Source organism: Pseudomonas sp. GW101-3H06 (assembly GCF_059424605.1).
In genome coordinates, this window is record NZ_JBWKZO010000001.1 from 4,164,184 (window position 1) to 4,180,952 (window position 16,769).

Annotated in this window: 14 protein-coding genes; all 14 read left to right on the plus strand. The window is 60.3% G+C overall.

What is annotated here, in order from left to right; all coding sequences use genetic code 11:
• Positions 1-61: 61 nt before the first annotated feature.
• The 14 genes from AC07ZE_RS19080 (at position 62) to nuoM (ending at position 16,765) form a co-directional block, all read left to right on the plus strand.
• Entirely contained in the window at positions 62-823 is a 762-nt protein-coding gene (locus AC07ZE_RS19080; protein WP_207266206.1) for a secretin N-terminal domain-containing protein, read from the plus strand.
• Between the two features lie 512 nt (positions 824-1,335).
• Positions 1,336-2,661, plus strand: a complete 1,326-nt coding sequence (gene aceA, locus AC07ZE_RS19085; protein ID WP_020799541.1) for an isocitrate lyase — start codon at positions 1,336-1,338, stop codon at positions 2,659-2,661.
• A 637-nt stretch (positions 2,662-3,298) separates the two neighbouring features.
• Positions 3,299-3,712 carry an NADH-quinone oxidoreductase subunit A gene (locus AC07ZE_RS19090; RefSeq protein WP_003223812.1) on the plus strand — a complete coding sequence of 138 codons (414 nt, stop codon included), beginning with the start codon at positions 3,299-3,301 and terminating at the stop codon, positions 3,710-3,712.
• 10 nt (positions 3,713-3,722) lie between these two features.
• Positions 3,723-4,397 carry a NuoB/complex I 20 kDa subunit family protein gene (locus tag AC07ZE_RS19095; protein WP_047527662.1) on the plus strand — a complete coding sequence of 225 codons (675 nt, stop codon included), beginning with the start codon at positions 3,723-3,725 and terminating at the stop codon, positions 4,395-4,397.
• 72 nt (positions 4,398-4,469) lie between these two features.
• Entirely contained in the window at positions 4,470-6,254 is a 1,785-nt protein-coding gene (gene nuoC / locus AC07ZE_RS19100) for an NADH-quinone oxidoreductase subunit C/D (protein WP_095192716.1), read from the plus strand.
• A 2-nt stretch (positions 6,255-6,256) separates the two neighbouring features.
• Complete coding sequence (gene nuoE, locus AC07ZE_RS19105) at positions 6,257-6,754, plus strand: NADH-quinone oxidoreductase subunit NuoE (RefSeq protein ID WP_008020715.1); 498 nt, start codon at positions 6,257-6,259, stop codon at positions 6,752-6,754.
• Complete coding sequence (gene nuoF / locus AC07ZE_RS19110; protein ID WP_137805756.1) at positions 6,751-8,106, plus strand: NADH-quinone oxidoreductase subunit NuoF; 1,356 nt, start codon at positions 6,751-6,753, stop codon at positions 8,104-8,106. The genes nuoE and nuoF overlap by 4 nt, the downstream gene beginning before the upstream one ends.
• Before the next feature lie 136 nt (positions 8,107-8,242).
• Positions 8,243-10,957 carry an NADH-quinone oxidoreductase subunit NuoG gene (nuoG, locus tag AC07ZE_RS19115; protein WP_207266207.1) on the plus strand — a complete coding sequence of 905 codons (2,715 nt, stop codon included), beginning with the start codon at positions 8,243-8,245 and terminating at the stop codon, positions 10,955-10,957.
• The gene (gene nuoH, locus AC07ZE_RS19120) at positions 10,954-11,961 is read left to right on the plus strand and encodes an NADH-quinone oxidoreductase subunit NuoH (protein ID WP_095192719.1); all 1,008 of its coding nucleotides are present in this window, start codon (positions 10,954-10,956) and stop codon (positions 11,959-11,961) included. The genes nuoG and nuoH overlap by 4 nt, the downstream gene beginning before the upstream one ends.
• A gap of 12 nt (positions 11,962-11,973) precedes the next feature.
• On the plus strand, positions 11,974-12,519 hold the full coding sequence (gene nuoI, locus AC07ZE_RS19125) for an NADH-quinone oxidoreductase subunit NuoI (RefSeq protein ID WP_207266208.1): 546 nt from the start codon (positions 11,974-11,976) through the stop codon (positions 12,517-12,519).
• Positions 12,520-12,528: 9 nt separating this feature from the next.
• A complete protein-coding gene (nuoJ, locus tag AC07ZE_RS19130; RefSeq protein ID WP_095192720.1) occupies positions 12,529-13,032 on the plus strand; it encodes an NADH-quinone oxidoreductase subunit J in 504 nt (167 codons plus the stop codon).
• Between the two features lie 2 nt (positions 13,033-13,034).
• Positions 13,035-13,343, plus strand: coding sequence for an NADH-quinone oxidoreductase subunit NuoK (nuoK, locus tag AC07ZE_RS19135; RefSeq protein ID WP_007946416.1), 309 nt, complete (start codon positions 13,035-13,037; stop codon positions 13,341-13,343).
• On the plus strand, positions 13,340-15,193 hold the full coding sequence (gene nuoL / locus AC07ZE_RS19140) for an NADH-quinone oxidoreductase subunit L (RefSeq protein WP_095192721.1): 1,854 nt from the start codon (positions 13,340-13,342) through the stop codon (positions 15,191-15,193). Before nuoK ends, nuoL begins: the two co-directional genes overlap by 4 nt.
• Before the next feature lie 39 nt (positions 15,194-15,232).
• The gene (nuoM, locus tag AC07ZE_RS19145) at positions 15,233-16,765 is read left to right on the plus strand and encodes an NADH-quinone oxidoreductase subunit M (RefSeq protein ID WP_095192722.1); all 1,533 of its coding nucleotides are present in this window, start codon (positions 15,233-15,235) and stop codon (positions 16,763-16,765) included.
• Positions 16,766-16,769: the final 4 nt, after the last annotated feature.

The window sequence follows — 16,769 nt, forward strand, 5'->3', positions numbered from 1 at the left end:
CCCCACCCCAGGCCGACAAACTGGCAATATCAACACTTTGAAGTTGGCGGAGATAACGGATATGTCCCTACGCACCCTGCTCACCACACTGTTGGTAACCTGCAGTTTTTCGGTCATGGCAGCCACCGAGATCGTGCCACTGAACTACCACACCAGCGCCGACCTGCTGCCGGTGGCGCAGGATTTCATCGGCAAGGACGGCCAGGTCAGCGCCTACGGCAATCAGCTCATCGTCAACGCCGATCAGCGCAAGATCGACGAACTTAAGGCGCTTTTAGGCCAGCTCGATACCGCACCCAAACGCCTGCTGATTACCGTCGACACCAACGAAAACAACGTCCAGGGCGATCAGGGTCATTCAGTGAACGGCGCCAAGCCGAACCAGACCCGCATCATCAACCGCAGTACCGACAGCCGTGACGGCGGCATCCAGCAAATCCAGGCCACCGATGGCATGCCGGCACTGATCCAGGTCGGCCAAAGCGTCCCCCTGACCAGCACCCAGACCGACTCCTACGGCGACCTGCGCAGCCAGACCGAATACCGCAACGTCACCCAGGGTTTTTACGTCACTGCCAATGTCACCGGCGAGATCGTGCACCTGTCGATCAGTACCAACCGTGACCGCATGAGCCAGGAACGTCCCGATGTAGTGAACGTACAAAGTACCGACACAACCGTCACCGGCCGCCTGGGCGAATGGATCCTGCTGGCCGGGGTAAATGGCCAGACACAGGCCGACAAACAGGGCCTGGCCCGCCGCTACTCGACCCAAAGCCGCAATGACATGACCCTGCGGGTGAAAGTCGACACCTTGGACTAAAGCATCAAAAACTGACTGACGAGTCGTATTAGACCAAAGATGTAGTGCCTGAAAAAAAGCACTACAAAACGTTTGACGAGCCAAAAAAGCGAAGGCATGATGGCCTCGCTCCCGCTAATCAGAGGCCCTGGCAAGGGCCTTCGAGGCGATGTTCGCACCTACCCCGCGAACCGCTTCGTGTCTGTACCGCCCACAAGGTGTGTTTGACGAGGTTGTCGACTGGAACGAAGTTGTCCCGAGGGACGGAAGCGTTATTAGGTAACCCGGCACCACACTGATGTTCGCACCAAGGCCCACGACGCCCGAATGCGCCCGCAGTTCGCCTTTACCTGCTCACTTCCCCCTCGAGCCCATCGTTCATCACGTCGCCTCCCCCGCCGAATCCGACTTGACCGCCTAAGCTTCTGGTCAGCGAGCAGCCATCTACGCCATTTTCAGGATGCGTATCTGGCGAACAGGAATTTTCCACCGCAGAACAACTTTTCATACAAGACGCGACGAGGTTTATCTCCATGGCACTGACACGCGAACAGCAAATTGCAGCCCTCGAAAAAGACTGGGCTGAAAACCCGCGCTGGAAAGGCGTGACACGCACTTACTCCGCTGCTGACGTCGTCCGTCTGCGTGGCTCGGTTCAACCTGAGCACACCTTTGCAAAGATGGGCGCCGAGAAGCTGTGGAACCTGGTTACCCAGGGTGCCAAGCCAGCCTTCCGTCCTGAGAAAGATTTCGTCAACTGCATGGGCGCCCTGACCGGCGGCCAGGCTGTGCAACAAGTCAAGGCCGGCATCCAGGCGATCTACCTGTCGGGCTGGCAAGTGGCTGCGGACAACAACTCCGCCGAATCGATGTACCCGGACCAATCGCTGTACCCGGTTGACTCGGTTCCAACCGTGGTCAAGCGCATCAACAACTCGTTCCGTCGTGCCGACCAGATCCAGTGGAAAGCCGGCAAGAACCCGGGCGACGAAGGCTACATCGACTACTTCGCGCCTATCGTGGCCGACGCTGAAGCCGGTTTCGGTGGCGTACTGAACGCCTACGAATTGATGAAGAGCATGATCGAAGCAGGCGCCGCCGGCGTTCACTTCGAAGACCAACTGGCTTCCGTGAAAAAATGCGGCCACATGGGCGGAAAGGTACTGGTTCCTACCCAGGAAGCTGTACAGAAGCTCACCGCTGCCCGTCTGGCGGCTGACGTTGCCGGTACACCGACCATCATCCTGGCTCGTACCGACGCCAACGCCGCTGACCTGCTGACTTCGGACTGCGACCCGTACGACCAGCCATTCGTGACTGGCGAACGTACCCAGGAAGGCTTCTACAAAGTGCGCGCCGGCCTGGACCAGGCCATCGCTCGCGGCCTGGCTTACGCACCGTACGCCGACCTGATCTGGTGTGAAACCGCCAAGCCGGATCTGGAAGAAGCCCGTCGCTTCGCCGAAGCGATCAAAAAGGAATACCCGGATCAACTGCTGTCGTACAACTGCTCGCCTTCCTTCAACTGGAAGAAAAACCTGGACGACGCGACCATCGCCAAGTTCCAGCGTGAACTGTCCGCCATGGGCTACAAGCACCAATTCATCACCCTGGCCGGCATTCACAACATGTGGCACAGCATGTTCAACCTGGCGCACGACTACGCCCGCAACGACATGACTGCCTACGTGAAGCTGCAAGAGCAGGAATTCGCTGACGCCGCCAAGGGTTACACCTTCGTGGCTCACCAGCAGGAAGTGGGCACCGGCTACTTCGACGACATGACCACCGTGATCCAGGGTGGCTCGTCTTCGGTGACCGCGCTGACCGGTTCGACTGAAGAAGAACAGTTCCACTGATCTGCTTCACCTGAGTCAACGGCCGCGGACCATATAGAAAGCTAACCGCAGCGCTGCACATCTGACGCCCCGACCGGTTCGGGGCGTTTTTTTTTGCGCGCGATTTAACAAGCACTCCAAAATCCTGTGGGAGCGGGCTTGCTCGCGAAGGCGGTTCAACATTCAACATTTGGGCTGGCTGACCCACCGCTTTCGCGAGCAGGCTCGCTCCCACAAGGGGTTGCGGTGTTGAACCCACACATTGATCCAGAGCGCTATCGAGATCAGGAAAATCAGGTAAAACAGCCCCGCACGCTACTTGCAGTAACGCTCATATAAGACAACTTCCCAACTCCCTGCAGGGTAAAGAGTTTAAAAACCATCCCAAACAATATTGATTATCATTTATCCATAACTATGTTCGTTACATTCCCTACAAAACATATTTGACGAAATGCCGGCTAATGCCCGCAACGCAAGGGTTACAGGGCTTTGAGGGCTCGCTATGTCCTTATTCCTATAAATAATTTCGCTATAGGAATTTTACTTGCAGGGTGTTGTGCCATAAAATCAGCGGGATTGATTGCTGCGACATATCGTCACTGCTTTGTTTCTTTTCAAGCTCAGAGACCCTTGCTCTCTGTTAAGGATTACCAGCATGCCCGAAGCGACAGGACTCATGGCCCACAACTGGGGCTTTGCCATTTTCCTTCTGGGCGTTGTCGGCCTCTGCGCCTTTATGCTCGGTGTCTCAAGCCTCCTTGGGTCAAAAGCCTGGGGCCGCAGCAAAAACGAACCGTTCGAGTCCGGCATGCTACCTACAGGTGGCGCCCGCTTGCGGCTCTCAGCCAAATTCTATCTGGTCGCGATGCTGTTCGTGATCTTCGATATCGAAGCCCTCTTTCTCTTTGCATGGTCTGTGTCCGTCCGCGAAAGCGGCTGGACCGGATTCGTCGAAGCTCTCGTTTTCATAGCAATTCTGTTGGCAGGCCTTGTCTACCTATTCCGAGTGGGCGCCCTTGACTGGGCTCCGGAAGCTCGGCGCAAGCGGCAAGCGAAGCTGAAACAATGAGGCTTTGGCAATGCAATACAATCTCACCAGGATCGACCCCGATGCTCCTAACGAGCAGTATCCGATTGGCGAACGGGAAACCGTTTCCGATCCGTTAGAAGATCAAGTCCACAAAAACATTTTCATGGGCAAGCTCGAAGACGTGCTTAACGGCACGATCAACTGGGGGCGCAAGAACTCCCTGTGGCCGTATAACTTCGGTCTTTCGTGCTGCTATGTGGAAATGACCACCGCCTTCACGGCGCCCCACGACATCGCGCGCTTTGGCGCCGAGGTTATCCGGGCATCGCCGCGTCAGGCGGATTTCATGGTTATCGCCGGCACCTGCTTCATCAAGATGGCGCCGATCATTCAGCGTCTCTACGAGCAAATGCTCGAACCGAAATGGGTTATCTCCATGGGTTCGTGCGCCAACTCCGGTGGCATGTACGACATCTACTCCGTCGTTCAAGGGGTGGACAAGTTCCTGCCCGTGGACGTCTACGTGCCTGGCTGCCCGCCCCGCCCTGAAGCTTTCCTGCAAGGCCTGATGCTGTTGCAGGAGTCGATTGGCCAGGAGCGTCGCCCACTTTCCTGGGTCGTTGGTGATCAAGGCGTTTATCGCGCCGAGATGCCTTCCGAAAAGGAAAAGCGCCGCGAACAGCGTATTCAGGTAACCAACCTGCGCAGCCCCGACGAAGTCTGATCCAGTTCTGCTGTTTCACAGAAACGAAAAACTGGCTTCATTCTTTACGTTGACCGAAAGCGATAAATAACCATGACTACAGGCAGTGCTCTGTACATCCCGCCTTATAAGGCAGACGACCAGGATGTGGTCGTCGAACTGAACAACCGTTTTGGCCCGGAGGCGTTCACCGCCCAGCCTACCCGCACCGGCATGCCGGTGCTTTGGGTTGCCCGCGCCAAACTCGTCGAAGTCCTGACTTTCCTGCGCAACCTGCCCAAGCCGTACGTCATGCTCTATGACCTGCACGGCGTGGACGAGCGCCTGCGCACCAAGCGTCAAGGGCTGCCGAACGGCGTCGACTTCTCCGTGTTCTATCACCTGATGTCGATCGAACGTAATAGTGACGTAATGATCAAGGTCGCCTTGTCCGAAAGCGACCTCAGCTTGCCGAGCGTCACCAGCATCTGGCCGAACGCCAACTGGTACGAGCGTGAAGTCTGGGACATGTACGGCATCGACTTCAAAGGCCACCCGCACCTGTCGCGCATCATGATGCCGCCGACCTGGGAAGGTCACCCGCTGCGCAAGGACTTCCCGGCCCGTGCCACCGAGTTCGATCCGTTCAGCCTGACCCTGGCCAAGCAACAGCTCGAGGAAGAAGCCGCGCGCTTCAAGCCTGAAGACTGGGGCATGAAACGTTCCGGCCCGAACGAGGACTACATGTTCCTCAACCTGGGTCCCAACCACCCTTCGGCGCACGGTGCGTTCCGCATCATCCTGCAGCTGGACGGTGAAGAGATCGTCGACTGCGTACCGGACATCGGCTACCACCACCGTGGTGCCGAGAAGATGGCCGAGCGCCAGTCCTGGCACAGCTTCATTCCGTACACCGACCGTATCGACTACCTCGGCGGCGTGATGAACAACCTGCCGTACGTGCTCTCGGTCGAGAAGCTGGCCGGCATCAAGGTGCCGGAGAAGGTCGACGTCATCCGTATCATGATGGCCGAGTTCTTCCGGATCACCAGTCACCTGCTGTTCCTGGGCACCTACATCCAGGACGTCGGCGCCATGACCCCGGTGTTCTTCACCTTTACCGACCGTCAGCGTGCATACACGGTGATCGAAGCCATCACAGGCTTCCGTCTGCACCCGGCCTGGTACCGCATCGGTGGCGTCGCCCACGACCTGCCGCGCGGCTGGGAAAAACTGGTCAAGGACTTCGTCGAGTGGATGCCCAAGCGTCTGGACGAATACCAGAAAGCCGCCCTGGACAACAGCATCCTGCGTGGCCGGACCATCGGCGTCGCCGACTACAACACCAAGCAAGCCCTGGAATGGGGTGTCACCGGTGCCGGCCTGCGTTCCACCGGTTGCGACTTCGACCTGCGTAAAGCGCGTCCGTACTCGGGCTACGAGAACTTCGAGTTCGAAGTACCGCTGGCGGCCAATGGCGATGCCTACGACCGTTGCATCGTGCGTGTCGAGGAGATGCGCCAGAGCATCAAGATCATCGACCAGTGCCTGCGCAACATGCCGGAAGGCCCGTACAAGGCGGATCACCCGCTGACCACGCCGCCGCCGAAAGAGCGCACGCTGCAGCACATCGAAACCTTGATCACGCACTTCCTGCAAGTTTCGTGGGGCCCGGTCATGCCGGCCAACGAATCCTTCCAGATGATCGAAGCGACCAAGGGCATCAACAGTTATTACCTGACGAGCGATGGCGGCACCATGAGCTACCGCACCCGGATTCGTACCCCAAGCTTCCCGCACCTGCAGCAGATCCCTTCGGTGATCAAAGGCAGCATGGTCGCGGACTTGATCGCGTACCTGGGTAGTATCGATTTCGTTATGGCCGACGTGGACCGCTAAGCATGAACAGCACGCTTATCCAGACAGACCGTTTCACCCTCAGTGAAACCGAGCGCTCGGCCATCGAGCACGAGTTGCATCACTACGAAGACCCGCGCGCGGCGTCGATCGAAGCCCTGAAGATCGTCCAGAAGGAACGTGGCTGGGTGCCGGATGGCGCCCTGTACGCCATCGGCGAAATCCTCGGCATTCCGGCCAGCGACGTTGAAGGCGTGGCGACGTTCTATAGTCAGATCTTCCGTCAGCCGGTCGGCCGCCACATCATTCGCGTCTGCGACAGCATGGTCTGCTACATCGGCGGCCACGAGTCGGTGGTCAGCGAAATCCAGAGCAAGCTGGGCATCGGCCTGGGTCAGACCACCGCCGACGGTCGTTTCACCCTGCTGCCGGTCTGCTGCCTCGGCAACTGCGACAAGGCGCCGGCGTTGATGATCGACGACGACACGTTCGGTGATGTGCAGCCCGCTGGCGTTGCCAAATTGCTCGAGGGCTATGTATGACCCTGACTTCCTTCGGTCCTGCCAACCGCATCAAGCGTTCGGCCGAGACTCACCCGCTCACCTGGCGTCTGCGTGACGACGGCGAAGCCGTATGGCTCGACGAATACCAGGCCAAGAACGGTTACGCCGCTGCGCGCAAGGCCTTCGCCGACATGGCTCAGGACGACATCGTCCAGACCGTGAAAGACTCCGGCCTCAAGGGCCGCGGCGGTGCAGGCTTCCCCACTGGCGTGAAGTGGGGCCTGATGCCCAAGGACGAATCCATCAACATCCGCTACCTGCTGTGCAACGCGGATGAAATGGAGCCCAACACCTGGAAAGACCGCATGCTGATGGAGCAACTGCCCCATCTGCTGATCGAAGGCATGCTGATCAGTGCCCGCGCACTGAAAACCTACCGTGGCTACATCTTCCTGCGTGGCGAGTACACCACCGCCGCCAAGCACTTGAACCGTGCCGTGGAAGAAGCCAAGGCAGCGGGCCTGCTGGGCAAGAACATCCTGGGCAGCGGTTTTGATTTCGAGCTGTTCGTCCACACCGGCGCCGGGCGTTACATCTGCGGTGAAGAAACCGCACTGATCAACTCCCTTGAAGGCCGCCGCGCCAACCCGCGCTCCAAGCCGCCCTTCCCTGCCGCCGTTGGCGTATGGGGCAAGCCGACCTGCGTGAACAACGTCGAAACCCTGTGCAACGTCCCGGCGATCATCGCCGACGGCGTGGACTGGTACAAATCGTTGGCTCGCGAAGGCAGCGAAGACATGGGCACCAAGCTCATGGGCTTCTCCGGCAAGGTCAAGAACCCGGGCCTGTGGGAACTGCCATTTGGCGTCACCGGTCGCGAGCTGTTCGAAGACTACGCCGGCGGCATGCGCGACGGTTACCAGCTCAAGGCCTGGCAACCCGGCGGCGCCGGTACCGGTTTCCTGTTGCCGGAACACCTGGATGCACAAATGTACGCCGGCGGCATCGCCAAGGTGGGCACCCGTATGGGTACCGGCCTGGCCATGGCGGTGGACGACAGCGTCAACATGGTGTCCCTGCTGCGCAACATGGAAGAGTTCTTCGCCCGTGAGTCGTGCGGTTTCTGCACCCCGTGCCGTGATGGTCTGCCGTGGAGCGTGAAGCTCTTGCGTGCGATCGAGAACGGTGAAGGGCAAGCCGGCGATATCGAGACCCTGCTGGGTCTGGTCGGTTTCCTCGGCCCAGGCAAGACCTTCTGTGCTCACGCACCGGGTGCCGTGGAGCCATTGGGCAGCGCCATCAAATACTTCCGCCATGAGTTCGAAGCCGGCATCGCGCCCACCAGCGCCGTCGTCCCGCCTCTGGCAAGGCCGATCGTAGTCGGCGCGTAAACGCTTAAAAAAGGCGAAGGGTCCGTGCCCTTCGCTTTTCGTGCGATGACGCCTTAACGGCTGTGTTGATTCGCGCGGATAACAAGATTCCATTAGCCACGCCCGCTGACACCGGGCCAACGAAGAACTTTGAACCATGGCCACTATCCACGTAGACGGCAAAGAGCTCGAAGTCGATGGGGCAGACAACCTGTTACAGGCATGTCTGTCGCTAGGCCTCGATATCCCTTATTTCTGCTGGCACCCCGCCCTTGGCAGCGTTGGCGCTTGTCGCCAGTGCGCGGTCAAGCAGTACACCGACGAGAACGACAAGCGTGGTCGGATCGTCATGTCCTGCATGACCCCCGCCACCGACGGCAGCTGGATCTCCATCGACGACGAAGAAGCGAAAGTATTTCGCGCCAGCGTCGTCGAATGGCTGATGACCAACCACCCTCACGACTGCCCGGTCTGTGAAGAAGGCGGTCACTGCCACCTGCAAGACATGACGGTAATGACCGGCCACAACGAGCGCCGTTACCGCTTCACCAAGCGCACCCACCAGAACCAGCAACTGGGGCCGTTCATTTCCCACGAGATGAACCGCTGCATCGCTTGCTACCGCTGCGTACGCTTCTATAAGGACTACGCCGGCGGCACCGACCTGGGTGTGTTCGGCGCCCACGACAACGTGTACTTCGGTCGCGTTGAAGACGGCGTGCTGGAAAGCGAGTTCTCCGGCAACCTCACCGAGGTCTGCCCGACCGGTGTGTTCACCGACAAGACCCACTCCGAGCGCTACAACCGTAAATGGGACATGCAATTCTCGCCGAGCATCTGCCATGGCTGCTCCAGCGGTTGCAACATTTCCCCGGGCGAGCGTTACGGTGAGCTGCGTCGTATCGAAAACCGTTACAACGGTTCGGTAAACCAGTACTTCCTGTGCGACCGTGGCCGTTTCGGCTATGGCTACGTCAACCGCAAGGACCGTCCACGTCAGCCTTTGCTGGCCAACGGCACCAAGCTGACCCTCGACGAAGCGCTGGATAAAGCCGCCGACCTGTTGCGCGGCCGCAACATCGTCGGTATCGGTTCGCCACGCGCCAGCCTCGAAAGCAACTACGCGTTGCGCGAACTGGTCGGCGCCGAGCACTTCTACTCTGGTATCGAAGCGTCCGAGCTCGAGCGCATCCGTCTGGTGCTGCAAGTGCTCAAGGACAGCCCGCTGCCAGTGCCGAACATGCGCGACATCGAAGACCACGACGCCGTGTTTGTTCTCGGCGAAGACCTGACCCAGACCGCAGCCCGTATGGCCCTGGCCCTGCGTCAGTCGGTCAAAGGCAAAGCTGAAGACATGGCCGACGCCATGCGCGTCCAGCCCTGGCTCGACGCCGCAGTGAAGAACATCGGCCAGCACGCGCTGAACCCGCTGTTTATCGCCAGCCTGGCTGAAACCAAGCTCGACGACATCGCCGAAGAATGCGTTCACGCCGCTCCAGACGACCTGGCCCGTATCGGTTTCGCCGTGGCTCACGCCCTCGACGCCAGCGCTCCAGCCGTTGAAGGCCTGGATGCCGAAGCCCTTGAGCTGGCCAAACGCATTGCCGATGCCCTGCTCGCGGCCAAGCGCCCACTGATCATCGCCGGTACTTCGCTGGGCTCCAAAGCCTTGATCGAGGCCGCCGCGAACATCGCCAAGGCCCTGAAGCTGCGCGAGAAGAACGGCTCCATCAGCCTGGTCGTGCCGGAAGCCAACAGCCTCGGCCTGGCCATGCTCGGTGGCGAATCGGTCGACGCTGCGCTGCAAGCGGTGATCGACGGCAAGGCCGACGCCATCGTCGTGCTGGAAAACGATCTGTACACCCGTACCGACAAAGCCCGTGTGGATGCCGCCCTGACCGCCGCGAAAGTGGTGATCGTGGCTGACCACCAGAAGACCGCCACCAGCGATCGCGCGCACCTGGTCCTGCCAGCCGCCAGCTTCGCCGAAGGCGACGGTACCCTGGTCAGCCAGGAAGGCCGCGCCCAGCGCTTCTTCCAGGTGTTCGATCCGAAGTACATGGATGCCAGCATCCTGGTTCACGAAGGCTGGCGCTGGCTGCATGCCCTGCGCGCGACCCTGCTGAACCAACCGATCGACTGGACCCAGCTGGACCACGCCACCGCTGCCGTGGCGGCAAGCACGCCGCAACTGAACCGCATCGTCGATGCCGCCCCGTCCGCCGCGTTCCGCATCAAGGGCATGAAACTGGCCCGTGAACCGCTGCGTTACTCCGGTCGTACCGCCATGCGCGCCGACATCAACGTGCATGAACCGCGTACCCCGCAGGACAAGGACACCGCGTTCGCCTTCTCGATGGAAGGTTACTCGGGTTCGGCCGAGCCGCGTCAGCAAGTGCCTTTCGCCTGGTCTCCGGGCTGGAACTCGCCGCAAGCCTGGAACAAGTTCCAGGACGAAGTCGGTGGTCACATCCGTGCCGGCGACCCGGGCACCCGCCTGATCGAAAGCACCGGTGACTCGCTGAACTGGTTCGTCAGTGTTCCGCGTGCGTTCAACCCGGCTCCGGGTACCTGGCAGGTCGTGCCGTTCTTCCACCTGTTCGGCAGCGAGGAAAACTCTTCCAAAGCCGCTCCGGTCCAGGAACGCATTCCGGCCGCCTACGTGGCCCTGGCCAAGTCCGAAGCCGACCGCCTGGGTGTCAACGACGGCGCCATGCTGAGCTTGAACGTGGCTGGCCAGACCCTGCGTCTGCCACTGCGTATCAATGAAGAGCTGGGCGCCGGCCTGGTGGCATTGCCTGCGGGCATCGCCGGTATCCCACCAGCGATCTTTGGCCAATCCGTTGACGGTCTGCAGGAGGCAGCGCAATGACCTTGTTCACTCCTGAAGTGATCGACATCATCATCGCGGTCCTCAAGGCTGTGGTGATTCTGCTCGCCGTGGTGGTCTGCGGCGCCCTGCTCAGCTGGGTCGAGCGTCGCCTGCTCGCCCTCTGGCAGGACCGTTACGGTCCGAACCGCGTCGGTCCGTTCGGTGCGTTCCAGATCGCCGCCGACATGATCAAGATGTTCTTCAAGGAAGACTGGACCCCGCCGTTCGCCGACAAGATGATCTTCACCCTGGCACCGGTAGTGGCCATGAGCGCCCTGCTGATTGCCTTCGTGATCATCCCGATCACCCCGACCTGGGGCGTGGCGGATATCAACATCGGCATCCTGTTCTTCTTTGCCATGGCCGGTCTGTCGGTCTACGCGGTGCTGTTCGCCGGCTGGTCGAGCAACAACAAGTTCGCCCTGCTGGGCAGCTTGCGGGCCTCGGCACAAACCGTGTCGTACGAAGTGTTCATGGGCCTGTCGCTGATGGGCATTGTGATCCAGGTCGGCTCGTTCAACATGCGCGACATCGTTGAATACCAGGCCCAGAACCTGTGGTTCATCATTCCGCAGATCTTCGGTTTCCTGACCTTCTTCATCGCTGGCGTGGCCGTGACTCACCGTCACCCGTTCGACCAGCCGGAAGCGGAACAGGAACTGGCCGACGGTTACCACATTGAATACGCCGGCATGAAATGGGGCATGTTCTTCGTCGGCGAGTACATCGGTATCGTGCTGATTTCGGCGCTGCTGGTGACCTTGTTCTTCGGTGGCTGGCACGGTCCGTTCGGCATTCTGCCGCAGATCCCGTTCATCTGGTTCGCACTGAAAACCGGGTTCTTCATCATGATGTTCATCCTGTTGCGCGCTTCGATTCCGCGCCCACGGTATGACCAGGTGATGGATTTCAGCTGGAAGTTCTGCCTGCCGCTGACCCTCGTCAACATGCTGGTGACCGCTGCGATCGTGTTGCTCAACACGCCCGCCGTCGCGGCTCAGTGAGGATAGAGAATCATGAAGTACATATTTGACATCGTGCATGGCTTCTACACCCAGCTTCGCAGCCTGGTGATGATTTTCGGCCACGCCTTCCGCAAGCGCGACACGCTGCAGTACCCGGAAGAACCGGTCTACCTGCCGCCGCGCTACCGTGGCCGTATCGTCCTGACCCGCGACCCCGACGGCGAAGAGCGTTGCGTAGCCTGCAACCTGTGCGCCGTGGCTTGCCCGGTCGGTTGCATCTCGCTGCAGAAAGCTGAAACCGAAGACGGTCGCTGGTACCCGGACTTCTTCCGCATCAACTTCTCGCGCTGCATTTTCTGCGGCCTCTGCGAGGAAGCCTGCCCGACCACCGCGATCCAGCTGACACCGGATTTCGAGATGGCCGAGTTCAAACGTCAGGACCTGGTTTACGAGAAAGAAGATCTGTTGATCTCCGGCCCCGGCAAAAACCCTGATTACAACTTCTATCGTGTTGCAGGTATGGCGATTGCCGGTAAGCCGAAGGGCGCCGCGCAGAATGAAGCCGAACCGATCAACGTGAAGAGCTTGCTGCCTTAAGGAAGAAAGATGGAATTCGCTTTCTATTTCGCATCGGGTATCGCGGTGGTGTCCACGCTTCGCGTGATCACCAACACCAACCCTGTGCACGCCCTGCTCTACCTGATCATTTCGCTGATCGCCGTGGCGATGACGTTTTTCGCCTTGGGCGCGCCGTTCGCCGGTGTGCTGGAAGTGATCGCCTACGCTGGCGCCATCATGGTGCTGTTCGTGTTCGTGGTGATGATGCTGAACCTGGGCCCGGCCTCGGTTCAGCAAGAGCGCGTCTGGCTCAAGCCCGGTATCTGGGGCGGCCCGGTCGCCCTCGCCGCGCTGCTGCTGGTTGAACTGCTGTATGTGCTGTTCTCCGACCAGACCGGCCAGGCCATCGGCCACACCACCGTAGACGCCAAGGCCGTGGGCATCAGCCTGTTCGGTCCTTACCTGCTGGTGGTCGAACTCGCCTCGATGCTGCTGCTCGCCGCAGCCGTGACGGCGTTCCACTTGGGCCGCAACGAAGCCAAGGAGCAATGACGATGCCTGCTATCCCTATGGAGCATGGTCTGGCGGTCGCCGGCATCCTGTTCTGCCTCGGTCTGGTCGGCCTGATGGTCCGCCGCAACATTCTTTTCGTGCTGATGAGCCTGGAGGTCATGATGAATGCCTCCGCGTTGGCGTTCATCGTTGCCGGTAGCCGCTGGGCGCAGCCGGATGGACAGATCATGTTCATCCTGGTGATCAGCCTGGCAGCCGCCGAGGCCAGTATCGGCCTGGCGATTCTGTTGCAGCTGTACCGCCGCTTCCACACTCTCGATATCGACGCTGCCAGCGAGATGCGCGGATGAATCTTCTCTATCTGACTTTCGTATTCCCTCTCATTGGTTTCCTGCTGCTGTCGTTCTCCCGTGGACGCCTCTCGGAAAACCTCTCGGCGCTGATCGGCGTCGGTTCCGTCGGCTTGTCGGCCATCGTCACGGCTTACGTGATCTGGCAATTCAACGTCGCACCACCGGAAGGCGGCCACTACACCCAGGTGTTGTGGCAGTGGATGGCGGTGGAAGGCTTCACGCCGAACTTCGCGCTGTACCTGGATGGTCTGTCCCTGACCATGCTCGGTGTCGTGGTCGGCGTAGGCTTCCTGATCCACCTGTTCGCGTCCTGGTACATGCGTGGTGAAGCCGGTTACTCGCGCTTCTTCGCCTACACCAACCTGTTTATCGCCAGCATGCTGTTCCTGGTGCTGGGCGATAACCTGTTGTTCCTGTACTTCGGCTGGGAAGGCGTGGGCCTTTGCTCGTACCTGTTGATCGGTTTCTACTACAGCAACCGCAACAACGGTAACGCCGCACTCAAAGCCTTCATCGTGACCCGTATCGGCGACGTGTTCATGGCCATCGGCCTGTTCATCCTGTTCGCTCAACTGGGCACGCTGAACGTCCAGGAACTGCTGGTGCTGGCACCGCAGAAATTCCAGGCCGGCGACTTCTGGATGGTCATGGCCACCCTGATGCTGCTGGGCGGTGCTGTCGGTAAATCCGCGCAACTGCCGCTGCAAACCTGGCTGGCGGATGCGATGGCCGGCCCGACTCCGGTTTCGGCACTGATCCACGCGGCAACGATGGTAACTGCAGGTGTCTACCTGATCGCCCGTACCCACGGCCTGTTCACCCTGGCGCCGGAAATCCTGCACCTTGTGGGCATCGTCGGTGGCGTGACCCTGGTACTGGCCGGTTTTGCCGCGCTGGTGCAGACCGACATCAAGCGAATCCTCGCCTACTCGACCATGAGCCAGATCGGCTACATGTTCCTGGCCCTGGGCGTGGGTGCCTGGGACGGCGCGATCTTCCACCTGATGACCCACGCGTTCTTCAAGGCCCTGCTGTTCCTTGCTTCCGGTGCGGTGATCGTTGCCTGCCACCACGAGCAGGACATCTTCAAGATGGGCGGCCTGTGGAAGAAACTGCCTCTGGCCTACGCCAGCTTCATCGTTGGCGGCGCGGCCTTGGCGGCCCTGCCACTGGTCACCGCGGGCTTCTACTCCAAGGACGAAATCCTCTGGGAAGCGTTCGCCAGCGGCAACCAGGGTCTGCTCTACGCAGGTCTGGTCGGTGCGTTCATGACCTCGCTGTACACCTTCCGCCTGATCTTCATCGCGTTCCACGGTGAAGCGAAGACCGAAGCCCACGCCGGTCACGGCATCGCTCACTGGCTGCCACTGTCGGTGCTGATCGTGCTGTCGACCTTCGTCGGCGCGATGATCGTTCCGCCGCTGCACGGCGTACTGCCGCAAAGCGTCGGCCATGCCGGTGGCGAAGCCAAGCACAGCCTGGAAATCGCCTCGGGCGCCATCGCCCTGGCCGGTATCCTGCTGTCCGCGCTGCTGTTCCTCGGCAAGCGTCGCTTCGTGACCGCCATCGCCAACAGCGGCATCGGCCGTTTCCTGTCGGCCTGGTGGTTCGCTGCCTGGGGCTTCGACTGGATCTACGACAAACTGTTCGTCAAGCCATACCTGGCGATCAGCCACATCCTGCGCAAAGACCCGCTCGACCAGACCATCGGTCTGATCCCGCGCATGGCCAAAGGCGGTCACACCGCCCTGAGCCGTACCGAGACCGGTCAACTGCGTTGGTATGCCGCCTCGATGGCTGCTGGTGCCGTGCTGGTAATCGGCGCCGTCGTGCTGGTAGCGGTCTGATATGAACCTTGCGAACTTGCGAAAGGAATTGAGCCCGTCATGATTCTGCCTTGGCTAATCCTGATCCCCTTCATCGGCGGCCTGCTGTGCTGGATGGGTGAGCGCTTCGGCGCCACCCTCCCCCGCTGGATTGCGCTGATCACCATGTCCCTGTTGCTCGCCCTCGGCCTCTGGCTGTGGGCCAACGGCGACTATTCACTTGCCCCGGCGCCAGGCGCCGATCCGACCTGGGTGCTTGAGTTCAAGCACATCTGGATCCAGCGTTTCGGCATCAGCGTGCACCTGGCCCTCGACGGCCTGTCGCTGTTGATGATCCTGCTGACCGGTCTGCTGGGTGTTCTCTCGGTCCTCTGCTCGTGGAAAGAAATCCAGCGTCATGTTGGCTTCTTCCACCTGAACCTGATGTGGATCCTGGGCGGTGTCGTCGGCGTGTTCCTGGCCCTCGACCTGTTCATGTTCTTCTTCTTCTGGGAAATGATGCTGGTGCCGATGTACTTCCTCATCGCGCTCTGGGGTCACAGTTCTTCGGACGGCAAGAAAACCCGGATCTATGCGGCGACCAAGTTCTTCATCTTCACTCAGGCTTCCGGCCTGATCATGCTGGTGGCGATCCTGGGTCTGGTACTGGTCAACTTCAACGACACCGGCGTGATTACTTTCAACTACGCCGACCTGTTGAAAACCAAGATGTCGACGACCACCGAGTACATCCTGATGCTCGGCTTCTTCATCGCTTTCGCGGTGAAACTGCCGGTCGTGCCGTTCCACTCCTGGTTGCCTGACGCTCACGCCCAGGCGCCGACCGCAGGTTCCGTCGACCTCGCCGGTATCTTGCTGAAGACGGCTGCCTACGGCCTGCTGCGTTTCGCCCTGCCGCTGTTCCCGAACGCATCGGCCGAGTTCGCGCCGTTCGCCATGACCCTGGGTCTGATCGGGATTTTCTACGGTGCGTTCCTGGCGTTCGCGCAAACCGACATCAAGCGTCTGATTGCCTTCTCGTCCGTTTCCCACATGGGCTTCGTCCTGATCGGCATCTATTCCGGCAGCCAACTGGCGCTGCAGGGCGCGGTGATGCAGATGCTGGCGCACGGTCTGTCGGCCGCGGCACTCTTTATCCTGAGCGGCCAGCTGTACGAACGCACCCACACCCGCGACATGCGTGAAATGGGTGGCCTGTGGTCGAAGATCGCTTACCTGCCGGCCCTCAGCCTGTTCTTCGCGGCCGCGTCCCTGGGCCTGCCGGGTACCGGTAACTTCGTCGGCGAGTTCCTGATTCTGATCGGCACCTTCCCGATCGCCCCATGGGTCACCATCATCGCGACGTCCGGCCTGGTGTTCGGTTCGGTCTACTCGCTGATCATGATCCACCGTGCCTACTTCGGCCCGGCCAAGTCGGACGCGGTGCTGCATGGCATGGACGGTCGCGAAATGATCATGGTGGTCGGTCTGGCAGCGCTGCTGATCTACATCGGCGTCTACCCGCAACCGTTCCTCGATACCTCTGCCGCTACGATGCATGGCGTGCAGCAGTGGCTCGGCACCGCCTTCACTCAACTCGCTTCGGCCCGGTAAGAGC

Coding starts and splice junctions, on each gene's coding strand:
- nuoG (WP_207266207.1), top strand. CDS start 8,243: ATGGCCACTATCCACGTAGACGGCAAAGAGCTCGAAGTCGATGGGGCA.
- AC07ZE_RS19080 (WP_207266206.1), top strand. CDS start 62: ATGTCCCTACGCACCCTGCTCACCACACTGTTGGTAACCTGCAGTTTT.
- nuoE (WP_008020715.1), top strand. CDS start 6,257: ATGAACAGCACGCTTATCCAGACAGACCGTTTCACCCTCAGTGAAACC.
- nuoJ (WP_095192720.1), top strand. CDS start 12,529: ATGGAATTCGCTTTCTATTTCGCATCGGGTATCGCGGTGGTGTCCACG.
- nuoK (WP_007946416.1), top strand. CDS start 13,035: ATGCCTGCTATCCCTATGGAGCATGGTCTGGCGGTCGCCGGCATCCTG.
- nuoC (WP_095192716.1), top strand. CDS start 4,470: ATGACTACAGGCAGTGCTCTGTACATCCCGCCTTATAAGGCAGACGAC.
- nuoM (WP_095192722.1), top strand. CDS start 15,233: ATGATTCTGCCTTGGCTAATCCTGATCCCCTTCATCGGCGGCCTGCTG.
- nuoI (WP_207266208.1), top strand. CDS start 11,974: ATGAAGTACATATTTGACATCGTGCATGGCTTCTACACCCAGCTTCGC.
- aceA (WP_020799541.1), top strand. CDS start 1,336: ATGGCACTGACACGCGAACAGCAAATTGCAGCCCTCGAAAAAGACTGG.
- nuoL (WP_095192721.1), top strand. CDS start 13,340: ATGAATCTTCTCTATCTGACTTTCGTATTCCCTCTCATTGGTTTCCTG.
- AC07ZE_RS19095 (WP_047527662.1), top strand. CDS start 3,723: ATGCAATACAATCTCACCAGGATCGACCCCGATGCTCCTAACGAGCAG.
- nuoF (WP_137805756.1), top strand. CDS start 6,751: ATGACCCTGACTTCCTTCGGTCCTGCCAACCGCATCAAGCGTTCGGCC.
- AC07ZE_RS19090 (WP_003223812.1), top strand. CDS start 3,299: ATGCCCGAAGCGACAGGACTCATGGCCCACAACTGGGGCTTTGCCATT.
- nuoH (WP_095192719.1), top strand. CDS start 10,954: ATGACCTTGTTCACTCCTGAAGTGATCGACATCATCATCGCGGTCCTC.